The sequence below is a fragment of the Undibacterium sp. Xuan67W genome (assembly GCF_049340165.1).
GTDB lineage: Bacteria > Pseudomonadota > Gammaproteobacteria > Burkholderiales > Burkholderiaceae_D > Undibacterium.
The window spans coordinates 270,942-293,719 of sequence record NZ_JBMPPN010000002.1; the positions used below are offsets into that span (position 1 = coordinate 270,942).

Below are 22,778 nucleotides of genomic sequence, written 5' to 3' on the forward strand. Positions count from 1 at the left end.
AAAAAGCACTCCTTGGAGTGCTTTTTATTTAGGCTGATTCCATATCATGCAAAACTAGCCAAAGCGCCTTTCATCTTCTTCAAGGCAGCGCTTTCGATCTGGCGGATACGTTCTGCAGAAACGCCATACTCATCGGCTAATTCATGTAACGTTGAGCCAGAACCATCATCATTTTTTAACCAACGTGATTCGACGATGTGGCGCGAGCGCGCATCAAGTTTGGACAAGGCACTTTCTAAGCCTTCGCTTTGCAAACGGTCACGTTGACGGGCTTCCAAAACACGAGTTGGTTCTTCGCTTTCTGTTTTCAGATACGCAATAGGTGCAAACTTATCGTCGTCATCGTCAGTTGGTGCATCCAGAGCGATATCTCTGCCGGATAAGCGCATTTCCATTTCGATGACTTCTTCGCGTTTGACATCCAGAGTTTTAGCCAATGCATCAACCTGTTTAGGCGACATTGAATCTAAACCTTCTTTATGGCTACGAAGATTAAAGAATAATTTACGTTGTGCTTTGGTCGTCGCCACTTTGACCAGACGCCAGTTTTTCAAAATGTACTCATGCATTTCGGCTTTGATCCAGTGCATCGCATAGGACACAAGGCGCACACCCTGATCAGGATCGAAGCGTTTCACGGCTTTCATCAGACCAATATTGCCTTCTTGAATCAAATCAGCATGTGGCAAGCCATAACCGAGGTAACCGCGGGCGATGGATACAACTAGGCGCAAGTGCGACATAACCAGTTGTTGCGCGGCGTTCAAATCATTATTTTGGGTGAGTTTTTTCGCCAGATCGATCTCTTGCTCGTGCGTGAGCATAGGCAAGCGGTTCACCGCTGAAATATAGGCGTCAATATTACCCAGACTGCCAGTAAAGCCTAAAGCAAGCGCTGTGCTATCCGAAGATGGCATCACAGATGTCGATGATTGATTCATTCTTCCTCCCTATTTGCTGCCGATTTAGCCACAGTTTTGGGCTAAACCACCAATTTCAAGTTCTTATATTAGCACTCTCTTGAGTTGAGTGCTAATACTCGAAATTTATATACTTAATATAGAAAAACTATATTAAAAAATAATGGTTAATTTGAAACTGCTATTATTGATTAGAGGGGTATTTAAGAAAAAAGTTTCGGATTATTTGGTAGTAAGTGCGTATTGGCAAAACAGCCTGTAATTCCTCTTGGATTGATAATTAATCAGGTCAGCCGCGATAGCTGTCTTCTCACCGAGAGAAAGGCACCACACAGCCCGAGCATTACGCTGGTTGCAAGCAATATTATGCTGGCAACCAGTCCCAGCGGGACTAAGTGGAACTCCGATGCATATAACTTAGCAAATTCTGCAATGGCTTGATTGAGCGGGCGCAAAGACAGGGCAATTAAACCCAATGCGATGCCACCGGCAAGAAACCCCAATAAAGCGCCGGTGTAGTAATAAGGCCGATGGATGAAGCTATTGGTTGCACCTAATAAACGGGCAATCGCAATTTCCGCTTGATGTGAAATCACCTGCAAGCGCGTTGCATTAAAAATCACCACGACCACAACTACGCTCAGTGTAACCGCCAGAAATAGTAAGGACAGCTGGAGAACTTGTACCAGAGCTGCTAGCCGTTTTACCCATGCAGAATCCACTTGTACCACATCAACTCCCGGCAAGCTTTTAAGTTGTTGTGTTAAAAATTCAACTCGATGTGCGTCGGAATTAGACAAGGACAAAATGTAAGCGTCGGGCAGCGGGTTGCCACCCAAAGTAGATAGCACTTCTGCCAGGCTTGATGTTTCTTCTAAGGCGGCAAGCGCTTTGTCTTTCGTTACAAAATTAAGCTTTGCGCTGATATTCGCATCTTTTAAAAGTTTTTTAATTGTGAGCGACAGAGCGGTTGCATCTGATCTTGCGGTGTCAGGCGTAAGAAATACGCTAATCTCTGGTTCAATGGAGAGCTGTGCAGAGACCGGCCGAATATTTTCAATCAGCGTTAATCCTGCAATCGGTAATGCGAGCGCAATCGCTACTACCAATACATTGAATAAAAAATTACCCGGGCCAGAGCGTAAGTGCGACAAGGCACTTTTAAGGGCAAACAAATGCTGACGTAACCAGATGGACATCGATTTTTCCTCTTCTTCCCTGGACTATGCCGCGATGGGCGATTGCCATACGTCTGACAATTCACCTTTGTTCAAATAAATGACGCGGCTTGCCTGATCCAGAAACTGTTCATCATGGCTAGAGATAATGCAGGTCACGCCTGCACTTTGAAAGGCTTTCAGCGCGCTGATGACTTTATTTGCATTATCGCGATCAAGAAATGCTGTGGGCTCATCAGCCAGAATAATTTGTGGGCGATTGACAATAGCACGGGCGATTGCAACACGTTGCTGTTCTCCGCCAGAAAGCGCGAGCGGAAATACATCTGCCTTATCTGCCAGATTGACTTTGTCGAGTGCAGCGCGCGCTCGGGTTTCTGCTTCTGCGGCAGATGCTCCATTGACAATCAGTGGCAGCATGACATTTGCCAGCACGCTTCTGTCGAGAAGCAAGCCTTTGTCTTGCAATATCAAGCCAAGCTTACGTCGTAAATAAGGCAAGCTGCCTGATTTAAGCTTGCTGATATCCTGACCGTTCACACTGACTATGCCAGTGCTGGCGCGTTCAATACCCGCGATCATTTTGAGTAAGGTTGATTTACCAGCGCCCGATGGTCCGGCAAGAAAAATCAGTTCTCCATCATTGATCTTCAGCGATACATTGCGCAGCGCATAAGCGCCGTGCGCATATTGCTTGGAGACTTGCTGGAACTCTATCATCGGCGTGATCCTTTTAATTCAACAAGGCGTCTACAAATTCCTGGGCATTGAATGGTTGCAAGTCTTCTATCTGCTCACCGACACCAATGAAATAAACCGGGACAGGGCGCGTCTTAGCAATCGCCGCAAGTACGCCTCCTTTGGCGGTACCGTCCAGTTTCGTGATCACCAGACCAGTTAAGCCGAGTGCATCATCAAATGCCTTGACTTGCGCCAGTGCATTTTGTCCTGTGTTGCCGTCGATGATTAACAGCACCTCCTGTGGTGCGCCATCCATACCTTTTGCAATCACGCGCTTAATTTTTTTCAGTTCTTCCATCAGATGCAACTGCGTCGGTAAACGGCCTGCGGTGTCTACCATCACTACATCGGTGCCGCGGGCCTTGGCAGACGCGACCGCATCAAAAGCCACCGCAGCCGGATCGCCGGATTCTTGTGAGATCACCGTGACATTGTTCCGCTCGCCCCAAATCGTCAATTGTTCGCGTGCCGCCGCCCGGAAAGTATCTCCAGCGGCCAGTAACACGGATTGCTGGTGGCTTTGCAGATGTTTCGCGAGCTTGCCTATGGTTGTTGTTTTACCGGCACCGTTCACACCGGCAATCATCATCACTAAAGGTTGGTAGCGCCCAAGCTCCAGAGGCTTTTGTAATGGTGTTAATAAGTCCAGTAACAAAACTTTGAGTGCTGCTTTCACTTGTTCTGCTTCGGTTAGCTTCTGTTCTTTAACTTTTTTCTTCAAGCCATCTAGTAAAAATTGGGTCGCCTCGACGCCTGCATCCACTGTCAATAAAGCGGCCTCCAGCTCATCGTACAGGTCGTCATCAATTCTCGCGCCAACGAATAAGGTGGTCAGATTCGACGAGGTTTTTGAGAGTCCGGCTTTAAGACGGCTTAACCAGGATTGTTTTGGTGTTGCTGCATTGATATCGCTCGCCGCAGCCGTGGTCACGGGCGCTGGTTCGGCAGGCGTGATAGCCAGCTCTGCTGCCTGGGTTGCGACAACCGGCGGGAGGACGGTTTCTTCTTTGGGTTTTTTCTTGAAAAAGCTAAACATCGAGGATAGTGGGGACTCTGAATATGCGACAGATTGGAATGTCGCCATTCTAACAGACGGAAGTTTGCTGGGGCAGCAGTCCAGACTGCGTCATAATTCTGGACTATCCGTTCGGCCGCTATCACTTCGTAATAACGCAAGTGCAATGTAGCGCTCGGCGGCATGGTCATCGTAATTTGCGTGCGAGCGCTATTGCGACAATTGCGCATCTGGCCAACTATGGGCGTTGATGTTTCCCCATGCAGTCTGTATTGTCGTCATACACAGCCAGCTCGCCAACTATATACATGCTGCTGTTCTGAGGGAAAATCTAGGATAATGCGACCTTCTTTGGATGCGTAGAATCCATCTATGACTTCCACCAACAAAATAGAGCTCAGTAACTGAATGAAAAACCAGGCAAAGAAACCCGTCAAGCCGCCAGTAGCGCACAAGCGCGTGCCTCATCAGGTGCGTATTATTGGCGGTGTGTGGAAACGTACTGTACTCAGCGTCATTGACGCAGAGGGATTGCGTCCTACTCCTGATCGTGTCAGAGAAACGGTTTTTAACTGGCTTGGCCACTTGATTGACGGCAGATGGTCGGCGCTTACTTGCCTCGATCTGTTTGCTGGAACCGGTGCGCTGGGTTTTGAGGCCGCGAGTCGCGGTGCCGCCAGTGTCACAATGGTGGAATACCACACACCCGCGTTCAGGCAACTCGATCAGGTCAAGGAAAAGTTGAGCGCCAGCCAGGTTAACTTGCTGAGAGGGGATGCGCTGACCATTGTCCAAAGCATGGTGGCGCGCCAACAACAGTACGATCTGATTTTTCTGGATCCGCCGTTTGATCAAGCTTACCTGCCAAAAATTTTACCTTATTGTGCAAAACTCTTAAGCGCACAAGGCTTGCTGTATGTCGAAGCAGAGCATGTATTATCGACGGATGGCAGTGCGCAAGAGCTTCCTGAATGGTTGGCAGATTGGAAAGTGATTCGCGCCGATCAGGCTGGTAGTGTGTATTTCCACATACTGCAACGCAACATTATGACGCATGAGGCGCTCGGAAATCAGGCATAATGCCTCTTCAAATTGGTGCACAGACACAAATGAGGGAGTAAAAATGGTCACAGCTGTATATCCGGGAACCTTTGATCCGCTAACGCGTGGTCATGAAGATCTGGTGCGTCGTGCTTCTGGTTTGTTTGACACGCTGGTGGTCGGCGTTGCAGACAGCAAGAACAAAAAGCCTTTTTTCTCGCTGGACGAAAGATTGTCGATTGCGAACGAAGTGCTGGGACATTACCCAAATGTAAGGGTAGAAAGCTTTTCCGGCCTGCTGAAAGACTTTGTCCGTAAAAACGATGCGCGTGTGATTGTTCGCGGTTTGCGTGCGGTATCTGACTTTGAGTATGAATTTCAAATGGCGGGCATGAACCGATATTTGTTACCGGACGTAGAGACCTTGTTCCTGACACCCTCTGACCAATATCAATTCATTTCAGGCACTATCGTGCGTGAGATCGCCATGTTTGGCGGTGACGTATCTAAATTCGTATTCCCGTCGGTCGATAAATGGTTGCAGAAAAAAGTAGCTGAACAGGCGCTCAAGATTGAATTAACTAAGTAACTATGCAACTAATTAAGTAGTGCAACGCAGTAGCAGGAGAACGTATGGCTTTATTGATTACAGACGATTGCATAAATTGTGACGTATGTGAACCCGAGTGCCCGAACGATGCCATTTATATGGGCCCGGAGATTTATGAAATTGATCCTCACAAATGCACAGAATGCGTTGGCCATTACAAAGAACCGCAATGCCAGCAAGTCTGTCCTGTGAGCTGCATTCCATTCAATCCCGCCTGGCGTGAGACCAAAGAAGAATTGCAAGCCAAGTATGAGCGCTTGCAGGCCGCTGTTAAAACCGTCTCGTTTTAATATGCTGATCTAGGTCGACTCACACACCCGGTTACGACCCTGATTTTTCGCTCTGAATAGCGCCTGATCTGCATCTTGCAACAGCTCGCGAGCGACATTATCGATTTTTCCGTAATTCAGGGATTCGGATAGGGTTGATACTCCGATCGAAATCGTGGCCTGGCAACTTCCCATCTGATGAAACTGGAATGGCCGCTCCGCAATACTTTTGCGAATGCGCTCTGCCACCATCATACCGTCCTCTGCACTCGCGTCTACAAGCAGGGCGACGAATTCTTCCCCGCCAAAACGCCCCATGGTGTCGCTTAATCGCAGCTCTGCTTTGATCCTGTTACTAACTTCTATCAAGACATCATCGCCGCCCTGATGGCCGTAACGGTCGTTGATCTGTTTGAAGAAATCGATATCCAAATACATGCACACAATGCTGTATTGCTGGCGGCGCGCACGTCCTATTTCTTCCAGCATACGTTGCTCTACATAACGACGGTTACTGACATTGGTCAAAGGATCGGTGAGTCCCATGTGGGTCAGGCGTTCGTTGTTGATGACGTTTTCCAGACAGATCGCAATGATGGATGCCATATGTTCAATGAAATCGGTTGCCATCGTAGTATTGAACCGTGACGCCTGAAAACTGCCAAGATTCAAATAGCCTAATAATTTATTCTGTCGTATCAAGGGAACGATGGCTACGCTGGCTGGTTTTTTCTCGCAAGTAAGAAACATATTGCCGTGGTCAGCTTGATTGAAGATGCCGAGCGCAGGTTTGCGTAATTGCTCACCATGTATGCGCAGATCAAGTTCGTTCTGCACAAAAAACAATGAGGGAAACTCTTCCGGTGTGATGTTAAGATCCTGGACAATTGTTTGCAGTCCTTTTTGTCTATCCAGTAAACCCAGTGTCACAATATCTAGCTCCGACATTTTTGCCAGTGTACTGAAAATATTTTCAACCAGCTCACGAAAACTACTGGTACTGATCAATCTTAGATCGAAGTCCTGATGCCGCGACATGATTTGCTGATTCTGATGCGCATGCTCCAGCAAATTCGCTAATTGATTGCGCAGCATAGAATTCTCTCTGCGCAGCTCGTTCATAGTGAATTGTGTACTCAGATCAAGTGGTGGTGTTAGTCCTGTCCCCATATCAGCTTTCATGTGCGTTAGGTATCCGGGTTTGCCCAGTATTTTTTATTTGCAGCCGCTAGAATGCTAACTGAAGATCGACCTGATCACCAACATGAATCTGTGAGCCGACACCTTTGCTCACAATCAAATTCATGCCGAAGGTAATGCCGCCATCCAGCTGAGGATTTGCACGGTAGGTTTGCAAAATATCGACAGGGTCGGGACCACTTTCCCCAGTGATCTGATCTACTGCCGGAATAGTACAACGGGTGCAGGGTTTGACTGCCTGTAGTTGTATCTCTCTGTCAGCACTTACAAGATCGATAAAGCCCGCATAGTCTTCTTCAAAAGCGTCAAGTCCCGACAGAACGATATTCGGGCGAAAGCGATTCATAGGAATCGTCTCACGACCTTGCGATATTAACTTTTGGTTCAGATCGTCCAGTGAAGAGGTAGAGGTCAGCAAGAGTGGGAAACCATCTGAAAACAGCGTACCGACTTCCTGATTGCCGGTCCATTTTTGGCTGGCTAAACGTCTGCCTGCAGGATCAAATCGTGCTAGGCGGCAATCCGTGTCTAGGACATGACTAAGCCAGGCGGCGACCTGATCGCCACAGTCAAAGGCCGCTACCAGATCGTCCCAGACTTGTACTTGTAACGATGTTGCCGCAGCTAACTCAGTCCAGCTAAGTGCCAGTGGCAATGCTGGCATATCCGGCGCAAGCAGCGTTAACTGATCGCCGTTGATTATTGGCCGTATCAATGCCATGCGAGGATGGCTGCGCTGGCTTAAAAATAGCCCCTCCATATCAACGAGCATCCACTCGCGATCGTGAATCACACTCACGCCGGTCTGAGTGGATAAACCAGATTCGCTTAACACCGCAGAGCGTAAGGCGATACCAGCACAGGATTTAATGGGATAAAGCGTGAGTTCAGTAATCGTAGGCATAGTTCATATTCACAAATCAAAAATTCATAAGGTGATAAGTCGTCGTGGTAATCAGTTCATGCGCGGATATTGAATATACTCCCCTCATATTTTTATAAAATACCCCGATTTGCGCTGGAATTAAAAGGGCGAATAATAATACTGTATGGGAGTATCATTATTTTGATGGCCAGTAAATTACCGGATATTCAGAAGCACTCTATAAAAATTGACAGATTCAACCGCCGTATCCGCTACGTTAACCCATTACCTACCCTGAAAAGCTTGCCGGTAAGCCGATGGCGAGATGTTAAATTCTCTCGCAAAATAGCGTCGCAATAATAGCGCCGAGCCAAAGCCGGTATCCACTGCGATGTCATCAATCGAGCGCTTACTCGATTCTAGCTGACGTTGCGCCTGTGCCAGTCGCTGATTGAGCAGCCATTTACCTACCGTGGTCCCGGTCAACTGCTGGAAGTGGCGGGTAAAACTACGTCGGCTCATTAAGGCTTTTTCAGCCAGCTGATCCAGATGTTGTGGTTCAGCAAGATGCTGTAGCATCCATTCCAGTACTGTGGATAAACGATCATCGCTGGCAAGAGTGGGAACAGGTTGCTCAATATATTGTGCTTGTCCGCCTTGACGATGTGGCGCCACCACCAGACGCCGGGCGACATGCGCCGCAGCCTCCGCACCATACTGAGATCGCAGCACATGCAAACAGCAATCAATCCCCGCGGCAGTACCCGCCGAGGTAATCACATCCCCATTGTCAACATACAAGACATTGGGATCGAGGTGCACTTGTGGGAAGCGCTGTAAAAATTCTTTCGCAAATGCCCAATGAGTCGTTGCCATCTTCTGATCAAGCAAACCCGCTTCCGCCACCACAAACGCACCCAAACATAAACCAACAATCCGCACACCAGTCTCATGCGCTTTGCGCAAAGCCTTTAGCAGTGCGGCCGGCGCAGGTTGTAAATCGTTATGCCACGACGGGATCACAATCATATCCGCCCGCGCTAAGGCCGATAGACCATGATTCGTGTTGATCGAAAAACCAGCACTCGTCGTCACCACATGCTTACCAGCCTTCTCTGCGAAGGCACATACTTTCAGCTTGAACGCAGGTAAGTTAAATTCGCCATGCTGCTCGCCGAACACCAGACAAGGGACTGATAAGTGAAACGGACTAATGCCATCAAATGCCAGCACAGCAACCGTTACAGCCTTGGACGCGCGTTGAATCGAGGATGGTATCCTGGCTTGAGTCGGAGGCTGAATCAGAGTTTCCTTATGCATGGCCTGATTGTATCGAATATTGGCAATCGGGTCACTTCTTAATCTGGACGAGATATCTGAAAATAACAGCACAAACGGAATCGCTGTTTGCCACATTACTCTATCTGGAGAGCTTCATCATGACTACGCCCATATCCATTCCGACCACACCGAAGCGCGCATTGATAGTGATCGATGTGCAGAACGAATACTTTACCGGCAACATGTTGATCGAATACCCAGATCCGCAAATGTCCCTGCATCAGATTGGTCTTGCGATGGACGCAGCCAAGGCCGCTGGCATTCCCATTTTGGTAGTACAGCATTCTGCACCCGAAAACTCCCCGATCTTTGCGCGTGGCACTGCCAGTTGGGAGCTACATACAACGGTCAAAAGTCGGCCTTATGATCATTTGATCGAAAAGTCGATGGCTAGTATTTTTGTCGGTACGGATGCCAAACAATGGTTGGAAAAAAATAAAATTGATACCCTGACGATCGTTGGCTACATGACGCACAACTGCAATGCCAGCACCATTTATCAAGCAGCACACGATGCTTATCAAGTCGAAATTTTATCCGACGCAACTGGCGCTTTACCCTACGAAAACAGCGCAGGATACGCCAGCGCAGAAGAAATCCATCGCGCTTTCAATGTCGTATTCCAGTCCAATTTTGGCGCAGTGAACAGCACAGCAGAATGGATTAAGGTAATTAATGCAGGCGGTGTGTTGGAGAAGAGTAACGTATTGGTGTCGCACATGGCCGGACGTGCGCATCAATCGGCCTAATCGAAATAGGACTTATCAAACACTAACAAAGTACAAACGCAGCTCTAGTAAAACTCTCTTGTAACGCTGATATGGCAATCACATCAATATTCAAATAAGCATTCGATAGAGCGAATAAAAAAAGCGTAGCTTGCTGATGCAGGCTACGCTTTTTTAAGAACTTTCACCACTGATGGCGAAAATAATTAAATCAGTACTTAGACGTTAAACAAGAAGTTCAGAACATCACCATCCTTGACCACATATTCTTTACCTTCGGCGCGCATTTTGCCCGCTTCTTTGGCGCCTGCTTCGCCTTTGCAGGCGATGTAATCATCAAATGCAATGGTTTGTGCGCGGATGAAGCCACGCTCGAAATCGGTATGGATTACGCCTGCTGCCTGTGGTGCGGTATCACCGACATGAATGGTCCAGGCGCGTACTTCTTTGACACCGGCGGTGAAATAAGTTTGTAGGCCAAGTAGTTTGAATGCGGCGCGGATCAGACGATCCAGGCCGGGTTCTTCCATGCCCATATCGTTTAAGAAATCGGTTTTATCGGCGTCGTCCAGATCGGCAATTTCTGCTTCAATCGCGGCACAAATAGCGACGATAGGTGCGTTCTGTGATTTGGCGTAGGCAGTCAGTTGATCTAATAAAGGATTATCTTTAAAGCCGGTATCGGAGACGTTCGCGACGTACATCGCTGGCTTAGCAGTGATCAGGCATAGCGGTTTGATCAACAACATTTCTTCTGCGTCCAGACCTAATGCGCGCACCGGCTTGGCATCATTCAGACCTGGCATGATGCGCTCTAAGATGGCGACCAGTTTGGCGGCGTCTTTGTCGCCTGAGCGGGCTTTTTTGTTTTCGCGGTGAATTGCTTTTTCTACTGAACCCATATCGGCTAATGCCAGTTCCGTCTGAATGACTTCGATATCATCCAGCGGGCTGACTTTGCCTGCGACGTGGATCACATTGTCATCTTCGAAGCAGCGGACAACGTTGACGATCGCATCGGTTTCGCGGATGTGGGCGAGGAACTGATTGCCCAAGCCTTCGCCCTTGGATGCGCCGGCAACTAGGCCAGCGATATCGACAAATTCGACGATTGCGTTTTGGATGCGTTCTGGTTTGACGATGGCGGACAATTGCGCCAGGCGCGGATCGGGTACTTCTACCATACCGACGTTAGGCTCAATCGTGCAGAAAGGATAATTTTCTGCTGGGATGCCTGCTTTAGTCAGTGCATTAAACAGAGTGGATTTGCCGACGTTAGGCAGGCCGACGATGCCGCATTTGAGACTCATGATAGTTTGCCGAGTAGGTGAAACGTGATTAGATTAACCCACTATTTTACTTGAACATCGATTGTGCAAGTCAGTTTTGCTGAGTTTGGGCGGGTTTTACCTGTTTTGAATCCCGGTTGTGCCAGTCAATCAGGCACTCAGACGCCGGTGTGATACCCGATGCAGGTAAATCACGAGTGCGACGGCAGCGATCGTCAGGCCAACGACCAGTGAAATCCAAAAGCCAGTCGCCGCCATTGGTTGCGCCGGTCGCCATGGTAACCATGCCGGTGCCAGCCCAAGCACACAGCCAAGAGGAATGCAGACACCCCAGAATGCCGCCAGATGAATCAGCATCGGTGTGCGTGTCACTTTGTAGCCGCGGATTGCCGACGATGCGGCGACCTGTGCGCCGTCTGACAATTGGAACAGGGCGGCGAGCAAGAGTAAGTTAATGGTTACCTGCTGCACCGCTACATCACTGGTATAGGCCGCCGCAATTTCATGACGGAATAACGTAATCATTAATGCAGAAATCAGCGCAAAGCCCAATGACATGCCGACACCGACCCACGACGAAAAGCGGGCTCTGTGTGGATCGTTTTCACCCAGTGCCTGACCGACCCGGGTGATCGAGGCGATCCCGAAACTAAGCGGTACCATAAATACCAGCGATGAAAAATTCAATGCGATCTGGTGCGCCGATACCGCAGTCACCCCAAAGCGGGCAACCAGCAGACCAATCACGCCAAATGCGCTGACTTCGGCAAAATACGTGACGCCGATAGGTAGTCCCATGCGCAGCATACTGCGAATTTCATGCCAGTTTGGCGCTTCTCTGTGCGTAAATGGATAAGTGCTGCGGTAAGCGGGCGCTTTGCTAATCCAGAAAACCATCGCCCCTAACATCAGCCACAAACCCACGCCAGTCGCTACAGCGCAGCCCGTCGCACCCAGTTGCGGCAGTCCCCAGTGACCATAAATTAATAACCAGTTGATGCCGATATTGAACACCAGCCCACCCAATGCAATCAGCATCACTGGTTTGGTCTGGTTTAGGCTGGCGGTATAGCCATACAAAGCGCGATAGCAGGCAAAAGCGGGCAAACCGATGCTAATCACATGGACGAATTCAGCGGCTTTATCGCGTACGCTATCCTCCAGATACAGGTGATCAAACACCAGCGTGGACAAGTTTAGCAGCACGCATGCCAGGACACCAACTCCCAACCCCATCCATAAAGACTGGCGGACGATATGCGGAATCTTGTGATCGGCACTGGCGCCGACTTCATGCGCCACAATCGCATTAATCGCCATCATCACACCCATCACCGTCACCAGAACAATTGACCAGAGTGATGCCCCCAGAGCGACTGCGGCCAGATCGTTGGCACTCGCGTGACCCGTCATCGCCACATCCGATACGCCCATACCAACGGTGGCGAGCTGTCCGATCAGTACGGGCCATGCTAGCTGCCATAAAGCCCGGGATTCAGTGAGGATTTTTGTTTTCATGATGCGAGTAAGACGGGTGAAATGAGTGGAGCGGGTGAGGCTCTAATGCGATCAAATAGTTTTTTTGCATTAGCGCGGCAGAAATCGTTCTGCAAAGAAAGCGGTATCTTACCTTATCTGGATTCGCATCCAGCTTCAGCAGGGCCAGATAGCGGAGGTGGTCGAAGCGCCCAAAAGGGATTTCTAACAACCCCCACATTAAAAAAATCACATCGATAGAACCTATTCAAAAACAAGATTTCTCATCACAGGACCACAGAGAAAAGACAGAGGCTAGGCAGTTCCATCAACTATCGACTAAAGGATTTTTAGCAGCTCCCAAAAGCAAATCCGCATACGGGTTGCGGGTTGCAGCCCTGTTTCATGCCAAGAGACGCACCCAGCTTGCGGATTCATTTTTAAATATGCTTTTGCGGAAACCTGATGGAGATCTTCCTTGACTTTCAATTTGACTGCTACTAAAGTGATATCACTTTGATGTCATTCAAACGGAGAATATATGGACAAATCTAACAAACCAGCGGTTGCCGCTGGAAAAAAAGTCTTGATGCACGAACGTATCCACTCGTCCCCTGATGGATACTTAATGGTGGCGATTGGTCTCTTGTTGATCGTTGGCGGTGCTTACTGGGCATGGTCTGGCGCTGCGAACCTCGATTTGCCGGCTTTGCTGATTAAATTGCTGACCAGTGTGCTGGGTGCTTTTTTGTTGTCCGGTCTGTACATGTTGCAACCCAATGAGGCTGCCTTACTTTCCTTGTTTGGCCAATATATCGGTACCGACCGTAATCCGGGTTTACGCTGGGCGAATCCTTTTTATGCGGTGCGTAAAGTCAGCCTGCGCGCCCGTACCTTGAATTCGCCCACCTTAAAAGTGAATGACAAACGCGGTAATCCGGTCGAGATCGGCGCTGCTATCGTATGGCGAGTCCAGGACACCGCTCTGGCTTTATTTAACATCGACGATTTTGAGCGCTTTGTGAATGTGCAGGCAGAAACTGCTATTCGCCATCTGGCGTCGCAATATGCCTATGACGAAGGCGACGACGTACCAACGCATGAAACGACTTTACGTGCCGGTCTTGATGAGGTCACCAAGGCACTCAGCGTCGAACTGCACAAACGTTTTGAGTTCGCCGGTATCGATGTTGAAGACGCCAAACTCACGCACTTGGCCTATGCGCCGGAAATCGCGCAAGTGATGTTGCGTAGGCAGCAGGCGGAAGCGATCATCAGTGCCCGCAAAAAAATCGTCCACGGCGCGGTCTCGATGGTAGAAGAAGCCTTAAAAGGCTTATCCGAGCGTCAGATCGTCAATCTCGATGACGAGCGAAAAGCCGCCATGGTCAGCAATCTGCTCGTCGTCTTATGCTCGGATAAAGAGACGCAGCCGATTATCAACACCGGTACGCTTTACAATTGAGGCTGATTGTTTTCAGTCACTTTACTTTTTGAACGGAGCTGGTATGCATCCACTTTTACTGATTATCGGTGTCATGATTGTCACGGTATTGGCACTGACGATATGCTTCTTCGGGATAGCCTGGTTGATGAAGATTTTTGGTCAGGAGAAGGTGGAACGCTTTATCAAATTTCGGATGCAAGGTCCCTTCGTACCAGCGCCTAAAACTGACAATACAAAAAGAATTAGCGAGTCATCCGTATAAAAACGGCGCTTAAAAAAAGCATTAAGAATAAAGGAAATAAGTGTGAATCAAATTAAATACCAGCAAAGTCAGTGGATGAAAGTATTGTGGATCACCTTGCCGCTGATCACGCTGATCGTGATGACGATAGAAACCAACGGCCTCGATACTGCCGCACGCCTACGTGCTTTACTGACGATGGCCGGAATAAATTTCCTCGTACTTGGCGTGATAGGGCGCCTCACCATTAAAGTCGATAGCACGTATCTGCGCTGGCATTTTGGTGTATTCGGCTGGCCCGCATGGAAACTGCCTCTCAATGAGATCCGTCACGTGGAATTATGCGAGACCCGCTGGGTCGAGGGCTGGGGAATACGCTTCACCAAAGAAGGTATGCTATACAACGCTACGGGCAGCGGAGCTGTAAGGATTACCAAGGCAGACGGCAGCACCATCCGTCTTGGTTCAGCCGAGCCAGACCGCCTGTTCGCGCAATTGCATCAGCTCATCGTTCCAACAAGCCATTCAAGCCATTAACGACATGGCCAGTCCAGGGAAAAAATCGTTTTTACTGCGCATCGATCCAGCGTTGTGGGCAGAGATTGAACGCCTAGCCGCACAGGAGCTACGGAGTAGTAATGCGCAAGTCGAATATCTATTGAGAGATGCGTTGAGTAGGCGTGGTCGTGTACAGACAGGCGTTACGCCTCCAGTTACGTCAGTCTCGGATGAGGGTGAGACTGGCGCGTAATGATGCGATCCACTTACAGCGGCAATACCTGACTCAGGTCGGGCTGTTCGACAAAAGCCGCAAATGCATCGCGCATGCGGCCACTTTCTGCGATGGCTAGCTTCCAGTTTTGAATCCGGAAATCATGGTCGGTACCGTAGTAGAAAAAATCTTTACGGTCAGGTAATTTGCCACGCGACAGAGTTCGCAGGAAGGCGGGTGATGGCGAGATCATGATCACGTTATCCAGCCAATGACGGTCTTTACCCAGACTGCCGCGACGCCAGGGCAAAGGCTTATCCAGCCAGCCAGGTACGATGTGATCAGTAAAGTGCGGATACAAGACTAGCCCGCCTTCTTTACCGCCAGTCAGCCGTGAATAAGGCAGCGCCAGATGGTAATCAATAATTCCGCCGTCCCAATAGGTACCGGTTGGTGCGTGCGGAATATGGCGTACCGGTTCCATGATCAAGGGCAGGGTCCCCGATGCCAGTAAAGCTGGCTCCAGATTATCCGGCGTTAGTGAAGAAAAATGGGTATCGAAATGATCGAATTTCGCCTTTAGCCAAAACAGCGGATCGCGCATGTCGCCGATGACGACTCTGTCCATATGTTTCGCCAGTTTGGCACGTGAGGCGAGATTCGAAAACGTCGCCGCGACGAACCCTGCTTTGGCTTTGGCACTGCTTTGCGGTGCAGCCAGTAGTCCTCGTCCACGCACGGCCAGCAGGTGCAAACGGTGCAAGGGCTGATACACGATCTCATCTTCATGACCACCGATAAATGCCTGTAAAAGCCGTTGAATCTCGTCCGTCACGTAGCGTGCAGATGGCTTTTCAGGATAACGCTGTTCACAATATAAATCGCCTAGACGCTGAAACGCTGCAACCGGATCGGCATGACTGGCGGCAGCCATGCGCCAGGCACCGATCGATGCGCCGATCAGACTGCGTTCACGCGGTGCAGACGGTAGCCATTCGCCAAACAGCCATTGGTCCAGCGCTTGCAAAATCAAACCTTTGGGCCCACCTGCCGCTGCCGGAATGACGGCAATATCGCTGGCATGTAATCCGTTGGTACGGAGATGTTCCAGAGCGGTTTTACCGGCATGAATTTGAATGGCTGAACTCATTGTGTCGTGGTTTTGTTGAGTGTGATGGTGTGATGGGATGCAATGAAGACGGCTAACTTGATGCTTATTTTGCCGTGTGCAATTGCATCGTCGCCGCAGAAAATTTTCCTTCCACCAGCATCGGGATAACTTCCAGACTTCGGGCAATCGATTCATCGATCAGCGGCTGTTCTTCTTTACGCGGGCGATGTAGCACGAAGTCAGCCACGCCTTGTTGCAAATTCAGACTACGCGGATGACCGATGCCGATACGCAAGCGCCAGTAATCCTGCGTGCCAAGCGCCGCTGTAATATCTTTTAAGCCGTTGTGACCACCGGAAGAGCCGCCGAGTTTTAGTTTGGCGATGCCCGGTAAGATATCGAGTTCATCGTGGGCAACCAAGATCTGATCGGGTGTGATTTTATAAAAGCGGCAAATCGCACCGACCGACTGACCAGAGCGATTCATAAACGTCTGTGGCTCCAGCAACCAGACATCTTCACCGGCTATCCGTGTTTTGGCTACCAGAGCGTTAAAATTTTTATCGCGTTGCAAACCATTTGTCGCGAGTTGATCAACCAGCCAGAAGCCAGCGTTGTGGCGGGTTTGCTCATATTCGGGGCCGGGATTTCCCAACCCGACTATCAATCGTATTGTCATCGGTATTGTTATTGCACGGGTAGGTTTTTGTAGTGATGTTCTGGTGTTGCTAAGTAAAATGTCTTTGTTGGCAGAACGGGCGCTCATTATAAACAAGCACCCGCTACTGGTCGGAAAACAAGAATTAAAAAGTGAATCCGCAATATCTATGCGCCTTCCGGCACGAAATGCCTCTGGAAGCCGCATCTGGATTGCGGGTTCATTTCTGGATAGTGTCTAAAATCATCTCAAAATTCCTGTTATCTCTCACACCCAAAAGCAACTTGCCTGTTTTTTTGATGACATCTCGGACTTACGTTACCGACTCTGAAACCCATCTTCAATTGATCTGAAACGACTATCTGATCAATTTATTTAGTCTTCTTTAGCAGTGGCAATAAATACTTGCCTGTCACACTGTCCGCATTCACGGCAACTTGTTCCGGCGTGCCGCTGGCGATGATCACGCCGCCACCTGCACCGCCTTCCGGTCCCAGATCAACGATCCAGTCTGCCGTTTTAATTACGTCGAGATTGTGCTCAATGATGACGACGGTATTGCCCTGATCGCGCAGACGGTGAATTACCTTGAGTAGTAAGTCGATGTCATGGAAATGCAGACCGGTCGTCGGTTCGTCGAGGATGTACAAGGTCCGGCCGGTATCGCGCTTTGATAATTCTAGTGACAACTTGACGCGCTGCGCTTCACCGCCAGAGAGCGTAGTGGCGCTTTGTCCCAAACGGATATAGCCCAGACCAACGTCCAGCAGGGTGTGCAGTTTGCGGGCAATCACCGGGACAGGTTTGAAGAATTCATACGCGTCTTCTACCGTCATGCTCAGCACTTCATTGATGTTCTTGCCCTTGTACTGGACTTCCAGCGTTTCGCGGTTATACCGCTTGCCGTGGCAGACATCGCAGGGAACATAGACGTCTGGTAAAAAGTGCATTTCTACCTTGATCACGCCATCGCCCTGACAGGCTTCACAGCGACCGCCTTTGACGTTGAATGAGAAACGTCCGGCACTGTAGCCACGTTCTTTGGCTACCGGTACTGTCGAGAACAGGTCGCGTATCGGGGTGAACAGGCCGGTATAGGTCGCCGGGTTTGAGCGTGGTGTGCGTCCGATGGGCGCCTGATCTACTGAGATGACTTTATCAAAATGTTCCAGACCGCTGATGCTGTCGAAAGCGGCCGGCTCCGTTTGTGATCCATACAAGTGGCGGGCAGCAGCAGGGTAGAGTGTGTCATTGACCAGCGTAGATTTGCCTGAGCCGGAGACGCCTGTGACGCAGGTCAGCAGGCCGACGGGTAATTTCAGGGTCACGTTTTTCAGATTATTACCGCGCGCACCTTCAATCACGAATTGTTTATCGGGACTGAATTGAGTACGTTTTTTCGGTACTTTAATTCCCATTGCACCGCTCAGATATTGCGCGGTCAATGAGCGCTCGCTCTTCATGATGTCTTCCAAGGTACCTTGCGCAATTACCTCGCCACCATGTACCCCGGCACCGATCCCCATGTCGACGACAAAGTCAGCACAGCGGATCGCGTCCTCATCATGCTCGACCACCAGCACAGAATTACCGATATCGCGTAAATGCTTCAGGGTGTCGATCAGACGGTCATTGTCGCGCTGATGCAAGCCGATTGATGGCTCATCGAGTACGTACATCACACCCGTGAGGCCGGAGCCAATTTGTGATGCGAGGCGAATACGCTGCGCTTCACCACCAGACAGCGTGTCGGCGCTGCGGTCCAGCGACAGATAATCGAGCCCGACATTATTCAGGAAGGTCAGGCGTGAGCCGATTTCTTTGATGATGCGGTCGGCGATTTCTTTCTTTGCTCCCGTCAATACCAGCGACTCAAAGAAGCTCAGCGTGGCGCGTAAGGGCAGGGCGCTAATTTCATAAATAGCTTTTTCCTGCGCGCCGTTACCGACTTTGACATAGCGTGCTTCAATGCGCAGGCGTGCGCCGTTACAGCTTGGGCATTGCTTTTCATTGATGAATTTAGCGAGTTCTTCTTTGACCGCCATTGAATCAGTTTCGCGATAACGGCGTTGCAGATTATGGATCACACCTTCAAAGGTGTGTTCTTTGATCACCGTGCGCCCACGTTCATTTATATAGGTGAACGGAATATTCTGTTTGCCCGATCCATACAAAATCACTTGCTGCGCAGATTCCGGCAATTGTTCAAACGGCGTGTCGATATCAAACTCGTAGAACGCAGCGAGATTCGACAACATCTGGAAATAGAATTGATTGCGTCGATCCCAGCCTTTGACCGCGCCGCTTGCCAACGACAGATTCGGGAAGGCAACGATGCGTTTTGGATCAAAGAATTCGATATGACCTAGTCCGTCACATTCCGGGCAGGCACCCATAGGATTATTGAAGGAGAACAGGCGCGGCTCTAATTCTTGCAAAGAATAACCGCAGGTCGGACACGCAAATTTATTCGAAAATAATTGTTCATGGCCGGTGTCCATATTCACGATCAGAGCGCGGCCATTGGCAATACGTAATGAGGTCTCAAAGGATTCTGCCAGACGCTGTTTGATCTCGGCCTTGACTTTGACGCGATCAATGACGACATCGATCGTGTGTTTTTCGGTCTTCTTTAATTTTGGCAGGTCATCGACCTCAACGATCTTTGCTTCATGCGTGCCACTCTGCACGCGGAAGCGCACAAAGCCTTGTGCCTGCATTTGCTCAAACAGATCAAGGTGCTCACCCTTGCGGTTGGCGACGACCGGTGCAAGTATCATCAGCTTGGTATCTTCTGGCATGGCCAGGACGGTATCGACCATTTGCGATACCGACTGCGCTGCTAAAGGATTTTCCGGATGATCAGGGCAATACGGTGTGCCGACGCGGGCGTACAGCAAACGCAGATAATCATGAATCTCGGTCACCGTACCGACGGTCGAGCGCGGATTGTGCGACGTCGCTTTTTGTTCAATCGAAATCGCAGGAGACAGACCTTCAATCAGATCGACATCTGGCTTTTCCATCAATTGCAAAAACTGGCGCGCATATGCCGACAGCGATTCTACATAACGGCGCTGCCCCTCCGCATACAGCGTATCGAAAGCCAGTGAAGATTTGCCGGAACCCGATAAACCTGTGATCACCACCAGCTTATTGCGGGGCAGATCGAGATTGATGTTCTTTAAATTGTGGGTGCGGGCGCCACGGATCCGGATTTCTTCTTTCTTAGGCGCAACGAGACCAGCATGGTCAAAGTCAATTTCTGCTGGTTTGCTGGCTTTAGCCGATTTTGAGCGAACTTTGGCCGTATTTTGTGTCATATCAACTGCTTTCCAAAAGGATGATGTGGCGTCCCGGGATTTTGATTCGGGAACAAGCAACCTGATACTATAACGGGTTTTTGAAATTTAACGCGGGTGACGTATCCGCTTTGTTTCTGCACCGTTTTTGTGATTCGTTTGTATGATGACTCTTGCAACACAAGCCAGCCCGAATCCTCTGCCAGAAGGCATGAGTCGCGCGGAAATCCTGGCCAGCAGCTCTCTGGCATCTATCTTCGCTTTACGCATGCTGGGCCTGTTCCTGATCTTGCCAGTCTTTGCGATCCATGCAAAATCCTTGCCTGATGGTGACAACACGACCCTGGTTGGCTTGGCGATGGGTATCTACGGCCTGACTCAGGCGTGCCTGCAAATTCCTTTCGGGATTGCATCGGACAAATTTGGCCGCAAACGCATTATCGTCATTGGCCTGACGTTGTTCGCCTGCGGTGCATTGATCGCTGCTTTTTCACACACTGTCATGGGCATCCTCATAGGCCGCGCTGTCCAAGGTGCAGGTGCCATCTCTGCGGCAATTACGGCGCTGATCGCTGACGTTACTCGTGAAGAGCACCGTACCAAGGCGATGGCAATGGTCGGCGGCTCGATCGGCATCACTTTTGCGCTATCTCTGGTTGCTGCTCCCGCGCTGTATCAAGGCATTGGCATGAACGGTATCTTCATCATGACGGCTTTGTTGTCAGTTGCTGCGATTGGCGTCGTCATCTGGATCACCCCCGCTGCGTCGGCTGTACCCACCGCGCATGGGACAGCACAAGAAAAAGTCGCCTTCAGTGCAGTGCTTAAAAATCCTGAATTGATGCGGCTGAACTACGGCGTCTTCGTCCTGCATCTGACGCAAGTGGCGATGTTTGTCGTTGTGCCGTCGGCGCTGATTCAATATGCAGACATGCCGCTGGTATCGCATTGGAAAGTCTATCTGCCTGCCGTGCTCGGATCATTTTTTGCGATGCTGCCAGCGATTATTGTGGGCGAGAAGCAAGGCAAGATGAAACAGGTATTTATCGCCGCAATTGCATTACTGCTCGCGGTGCAGATCGGATTCTGGCAATTTTTGACGAATCCCGCGATCTTGATGGGTTTACTATTTGCGTTTTTTCTGGCTTTTAATATTCTCGAAGCCAGCCAGCCGTCCCTGGTATCGAGAATCGCGCCGCCAGCCGCCAAAGGCGCTGCTCTGGGCGTGTATAACACCTTGCAGGCATTAGGTCTGGCCTGCGGCGGCTTGCTTGGTGGCTGGGTAAAACAGCATGCAGGCGCATCTTCCGTATTTATTGTAAGTGCCTTTCTGACCCTGCTCTGGCTTATAATCGCAAACAATATGCCAGAACTGCCACCTCGCGCCAAAGCCTCGCAGCAGCTTCCAGCCTAAAGAATTAAACACTTAAATGACAGAAATTTACTGAATCACAGGAGAAACACATGGCATCCCTTAATAAAGTCCAGATCATCGGCAATCTTGGACGCGACCCAGAAACGCGCTATATGCCTAGCGGCGACGCCATGACCAGTATCACTGTTGCAACAACAGAAAACTGGAAAGACAAAGCCACTGGCGAGAAAAAAGAACAGACTGAATGGCACCGTATCACCTTCTTCGGCAAACTCGCCGAGATCGCTGGTCAGTACCTGAAAAAAGGTTCCCAAGTCTACGTAGAAGGTAGCCTGCGCACCCGTAAATACACCGACAAAGACGGCGTAGAAAAATATTCGACCGACATCAAAGCCGACACCATGCAAATGCTGGGCGGACGTCCAGGCATGGGCGGCGGCGCACCGATGGACGAATACGGCGGCGCACCGTCTGCACCACGTCAAAGCGCACCAGCACCATCATCTGCACCACGTCAGGCACCAGCATCACGCCCTGCACCGAATTTTTCGGATATGGATGATGACATTCCGTTTTGAATTAAGTTGATGTTTGTAATCCTGCCGAACCCGATTAAATATTGAATTTAGTCGGGTTTTTATTTGTATCTATTTGAAAATACTAAATTGAATTGTAGTTCTCGATAATTTTATAGGTTAGGTTCAAGCCTGAACAAATTTTCACTTTTTTTGAGGAGAAAATATGAGCGATAGCTTAAAGCAGTGGGCAAGAGTTCAAAGAGCGTTAATTCGAATTGAAAATAATAAAAATCGGCAAGAGGAAGAATACGAGGACGACGTTTGGTTTTTCTTCCAGAATTGTTATCACTTGAAAGATTGGATAATTCACGACGATACTAATCTCATATCGTCAAAAACAGTCGAGGCTTACATTGAAAGAAATTTGGAATTGAAGCTTTGTGCTGATCTCGCTAATAGAAGTAAACATTTAAAATTAACAAAAAAACCACGTAAAGATGCAAAAACATCTAGCAAAGATCTAACAATTGACTGTGCGACAGCAGGCTTTCCCGGGGAAGGAAGTTGGCATTATGACTTTGTGGTTAGCTGGGAAGATTCCAGTATGGAAGCAATTAAATTGGCACAAGAGTCAGTAAAAGAATGGGCTAAATTATTAACTACTTATGGTGTGCTTAATTAGCCCCATTTGAACTTAGTGGGTCAGGCGGCCTTTACCTCAGATCACCATCTCGATCGCAA

General features: G+C 49.4%; 23 protein-coding genes. 11 read left to right on the forward strand and 12 right to left on the reverse strand.

Features of this window, described 5'->3' with window-relative positions:
* Positions 1–44: 44 nt before the first annotated feature.
* The 4 genes from rpoH to ftsY form a co-directional block, all read right to left on the reverse strand.
* Entirely contained in the window at positions 45–941 is an 897-nt protein-coding gene (gene rpoH / locus ACO0LE_RS02960; RefSeq protein ID WP_422957374.1) for an RNA polymerase sigma factor RpoH, read from the reverse strand.
* A gap of 263 nt (positions 942–1,204) precedes the next feature.
* Positions 1,205–2,119 (reverse strand): cell division protein FtsX, encoded by a 915-nt coding sequence (locus tag ACO0LE_RS02965; RefSeq protein WP_422958919.1) that lies wholly within the window; start codon positions 2,117–2,119, stop codon positions 1,205–1,207.
* A 24-nt stretch (positions 2,120–2,143) separates the two neighbouring features.
* Complete coding sequence (locus tag ACO0LE_RS02970) at positions 2,144–2,818, reverse strand: cell division ATP-binding protein FtsE (protein WP_422958920.1); 675 nt, start codon at positions 2,816–2,818, stop codon at positions 2,144–2,146.
* A 13-nt stretch (positions 2,819–2,831) separates the two neighbouring features.
* Positions 2,832–3,875, reverse strand: coding sequence for a signal recognition particle-docking protein FtsY (ftsY, locus tag ACO0LE_RS02975; protein ID WP_422958921.1), 1,044 nt, complete (start codon positions 3,873–3,875; stop codon positions 2,832–2,834).
* Between the two features lie 387 nt (positions 3,876–4,262).
* On the opposite strand from ftsY, the gene rsmD reads away from it, so the two are divergent.
* Genes rsmD through ACO0LE_RS02990 form a run of 3 tightly spaced genes read left to right on the forward strand, consistent with a single transcriptional unit; the run spans position 4,263 to position 5,795 of the window.
* Positions 4,263–4,934 carry a 16S rRNA (guanine(966)-N(2))-methyltransferase RsmD gene (rsmD, locus tag ACO0LE_RS02980; RefSeq protein WP_422958922.1) on the forward strand — a complete coding sequence of 224 codons (672 nt, stop codon included), beginning with the start codon at positions 4,263–4,265 and terminating at the stop codon, positions 4,932–4,934.
* Positions 4,935–4,977: 43 nt separating this feature from the next.
* Positions 4,978–5,484: a pantetheine-phosphate adenylyltransferase gene (coaD, locus tag ACO0LE_RS02985; RefSeq protein WP_422958923.1), complete on the forward strand. Its 507-nt coding sequence runs from the start codon at positions 4,978–4,980 to the stop codon at positions 5,482–5,484.
* A 44-nt stretch (positions 5,485–5,528) separates the two neighbouring features.
* Positions 5,529–5,795 carry a YfhL family 4Fe-4S dicluster ferredoxin gene (locus ACO0LE_RS02990; RefSeq protein WP_422958924.1) on the forward strand — a complete coding sequence of 89 codons (267 nt, stop codon included), beginning with the start codon at positions 5,529–5,531 and terminating at the stop codon, positions 5,793–5,795.
* A gap of 9 nt (positions 5,796–5,804) precedes the next feature.
* Here the strand turns inward: ACO0LE_RS02990 and ACO0LE_RS02995 are convergent, their stop codons facing one another.
* From ACO0LE_RS02995 to ACO0LE_RS03005, 3 genes are all read right to left on the reverse strand, one after another.
* Positions 5,805–6,956 (reverse strand): DUF484 family protein, encoded by a 1,152-nt coding sequence (locus ACO0LE_RS02995; RefSeq protein ID WP_422958925.1) that lies wholly within the window; start codon positions 6,954–6,956, stop codon positions 5,805–5,807.
* Between the two features lie 46 nt (positions 6,957–7,002).
* Positions 7,003–7,878 (reverse strand): MOSC domain-containing protein, encoded by an 876-nt coding sequence (locus ACO0LE_RS03000; protein WP_422958926.1) that lies wholly within the window; start codon positions 7,876–7,878, stop codon positions 7,003–7,005.
* 246 nt (positions 7,879–8,124) lie between these two features.
* Positions 8,125–9,159: a GlxA family transcriptional regulator gene (locus ACO0LE_RS03005; protein ID WP_422958968.1), complete on the reverse strand. Its 1,035-nt coding sequence runs from the start codon at positions 9,157–9,159 to the stop codon at positions 8,125–8,127.
* Between the two features lie 119 nt (positions 9,160–9,278).
* On the opposite strand from ACO0LE_RS03005, the gene ACO0LE_RS03010 reads away from it, so the two are divergent.
* On the forward strand, positions 9,279–9,929 hold the full coding sequence (locus ACO0LE_RS03010; protein WP_422958927.1) for a cysteine hydrolase family protein: 651 nt from the start codon (positions 9,279–9,281) through the stop codon (positions 9,927–9,929).
* 197 nt (positions 9,930–10,126) lie between these two features.
* Here ACO0LE_RS03010 and ychF read toward each other — a convergent pair whose 3' ends face one another.
* A complete protein-coding gene (gene ychF / locus ACO0LE_RS03015) occupies positions 10,127–11,218 on the reverse strand; it encodes a redox-regulated ATPase YchF (RefSeq protein ID WP_422957364.1) in 1,092 nt (363 codons plus the stop codon).
* Positions 11,219–11,347: 129 nt separating this feature from the next.
* On the reverse strand, positions 11,348–12,715 hold the full coding sequence (locus ACO0LE_RS03020) for an MATE family efflux transporter (protein ID WP_422958928.1): 1,368 nt from the start codon (positions 12,713–12,715) through the stop codon (positions 11,348–11,350).
* 499 nt (positions 12,716–13,214) lie between these two features.
* On the opposite strand from ACO0LE_RS03020, the gene ACO0LE_RS03025 reads away from it, so the two are divergent.
* The 4 genes from ACO0LE_RS03025 to ACO0LE_RS03040 are packed head-to-tail and all read left to right on the forward strand — an operon-like array spanning position 13,215 to position 15,112.
* Positions 13,215–14,138 (forward strand): SPFH domain-containing protein, encoded by a 924-nt coding sequence (locus ACO0LE_RS03025; RefSeq protein WP_422958929.1) that lies wholly within the window; start codon positions 13,215–13,217, stop codon positions 14,136–14,138.
* A gap of 43 nt (positions 14,139–14,181) precedes the next feature.
* Positions 14,182–14,382 carry a hypothetical protein gene (locus ACO0LE_RS03030; RefSeq protein WP_422958930.1) on the forward strand — a complete coding sequence of 67 codons (201 nt, stop codon included), beginning with the start codon at positions 14,182–14,184 and terminating at the stop codon, positions 14,380–14,382.
* A 42-nt stretch (positions 14,383–14,424) separates the two neighbouring features.
* Positions 14,425–14,898 carry a hypothetical protein gene (locus ACO0LE_RS03035; protein ID WP_422958931.1) on the forward strand — a complete coding sequence of 158 codons (474 nt, stop codon included), beginning with the start codon at positions 14,425–14,427 and terminating at the stop codon, positions 14,896–14,898.
* 4 nt (positions 14,899–14,902) lie between these two features.
* Positions 14,903–15,112, forward strand: coding sequence for a hypothetical protein (locus ACO0LE_RS03040; protein ID WP_422958932.1), 210 nt, complete (start codon positions 14,903–14,905; stop codon positions 15,110–15,112).
* Positions 15,113–15,125: 13 nt separating this feature from the next.
* Here the strand turns inward: ACO0LE_RS03040 and ACO0LE_RS03045 are convergent, their stop codons facing one another.
* The 3 genes from ACO0LE_RS03045 to uvrA all read right to left on the reverse strand — a co-directional run bounded on the left by ACO0LE_RS03045 (position 15,126) and on the right by uvrA (position 20,165).
* The gene (locus ACO0LE_RS03045; RefSeq protein WP_422958933.1) at positions 15,126–16,223 is read right to left on the reverse strand and encodes a patatin-like phospholipase family protein; all 1,098 of its coding nucleotides are present in this window, start codon (positions 16,221–16,223) and stop codon (positions 15,126–15,128) included.
* A gap of 64 nt (positions 16,224–16,287) precedes the next feature.
* Complete coding sequence (gene pth, locus ACO0LE_RS03050; RefSeq protein WP_422958969.1) at positions 16,288–16,863, reverse strand: aminoacyl-tRNA hydrolase; 576 nt, start codon at positions 16,861–16,863, stop codon at positions 16,288–16,290.
* A 350-nt stretch (positions 16,864–17,213) separates the two neighbouring features.
* Entirely contained in the window at positions 17,214–20,165 is a 2,952-nt protein-coding gene (gene uvrA / locus ACO0LE_RS03055; protein ID WP_422958934.1) for an excinuclease ABC subunit UvrA, read from the reverse strand.
* Positions 20,166–20,355: 190 nt separating this feature from the next.
* Between uvrA and ACO0LE_RS03060 the strand changes: the two genes are divergently transcribed.
* The 3 genes from ACO0LE_RS03060 (at position 20,356) to ACO0LE_RS03070 (ending at position 22,719) form a co-directional block, all read left to right on the forward strand.
* Positions 20,356–21,558, forward strand: a complete 1,203-nt coding sequence (locus ACO0LE_RS03060) for an MFS transporter (RefSeq protein WP_422958970.1) — start codon at positions 20,356–20,358, stop codon at positions 21,556–21,558.
* Between the two features lie 50 nt (positions 21,559–21,608).
* On the forward strand, positions 21,609–22,097 hold the full coding sequence (gene ssb / locus ACO0LE_RS03065; RefSeq protein ID WP_422958935.1) for a single-stranded DNA-binding protein: 489 nt from the start codon (positions 21,609–21,611) through the stop codon (positions 22,095–22,097).
* 163 nt (positions 22,098–22,260) lie between these two features.
* A complete protein-coding gene (locus ACO0LE_RS03070; RefSeq protein WP_422958936.1) occupies positions 22,261–22,719 on the forward strand; it encodes a hypothetical protein in 459 nt (152 codons plus the stop codon).
* Positions 22,720–22,778: the final 59 nt, after the last annotated feature.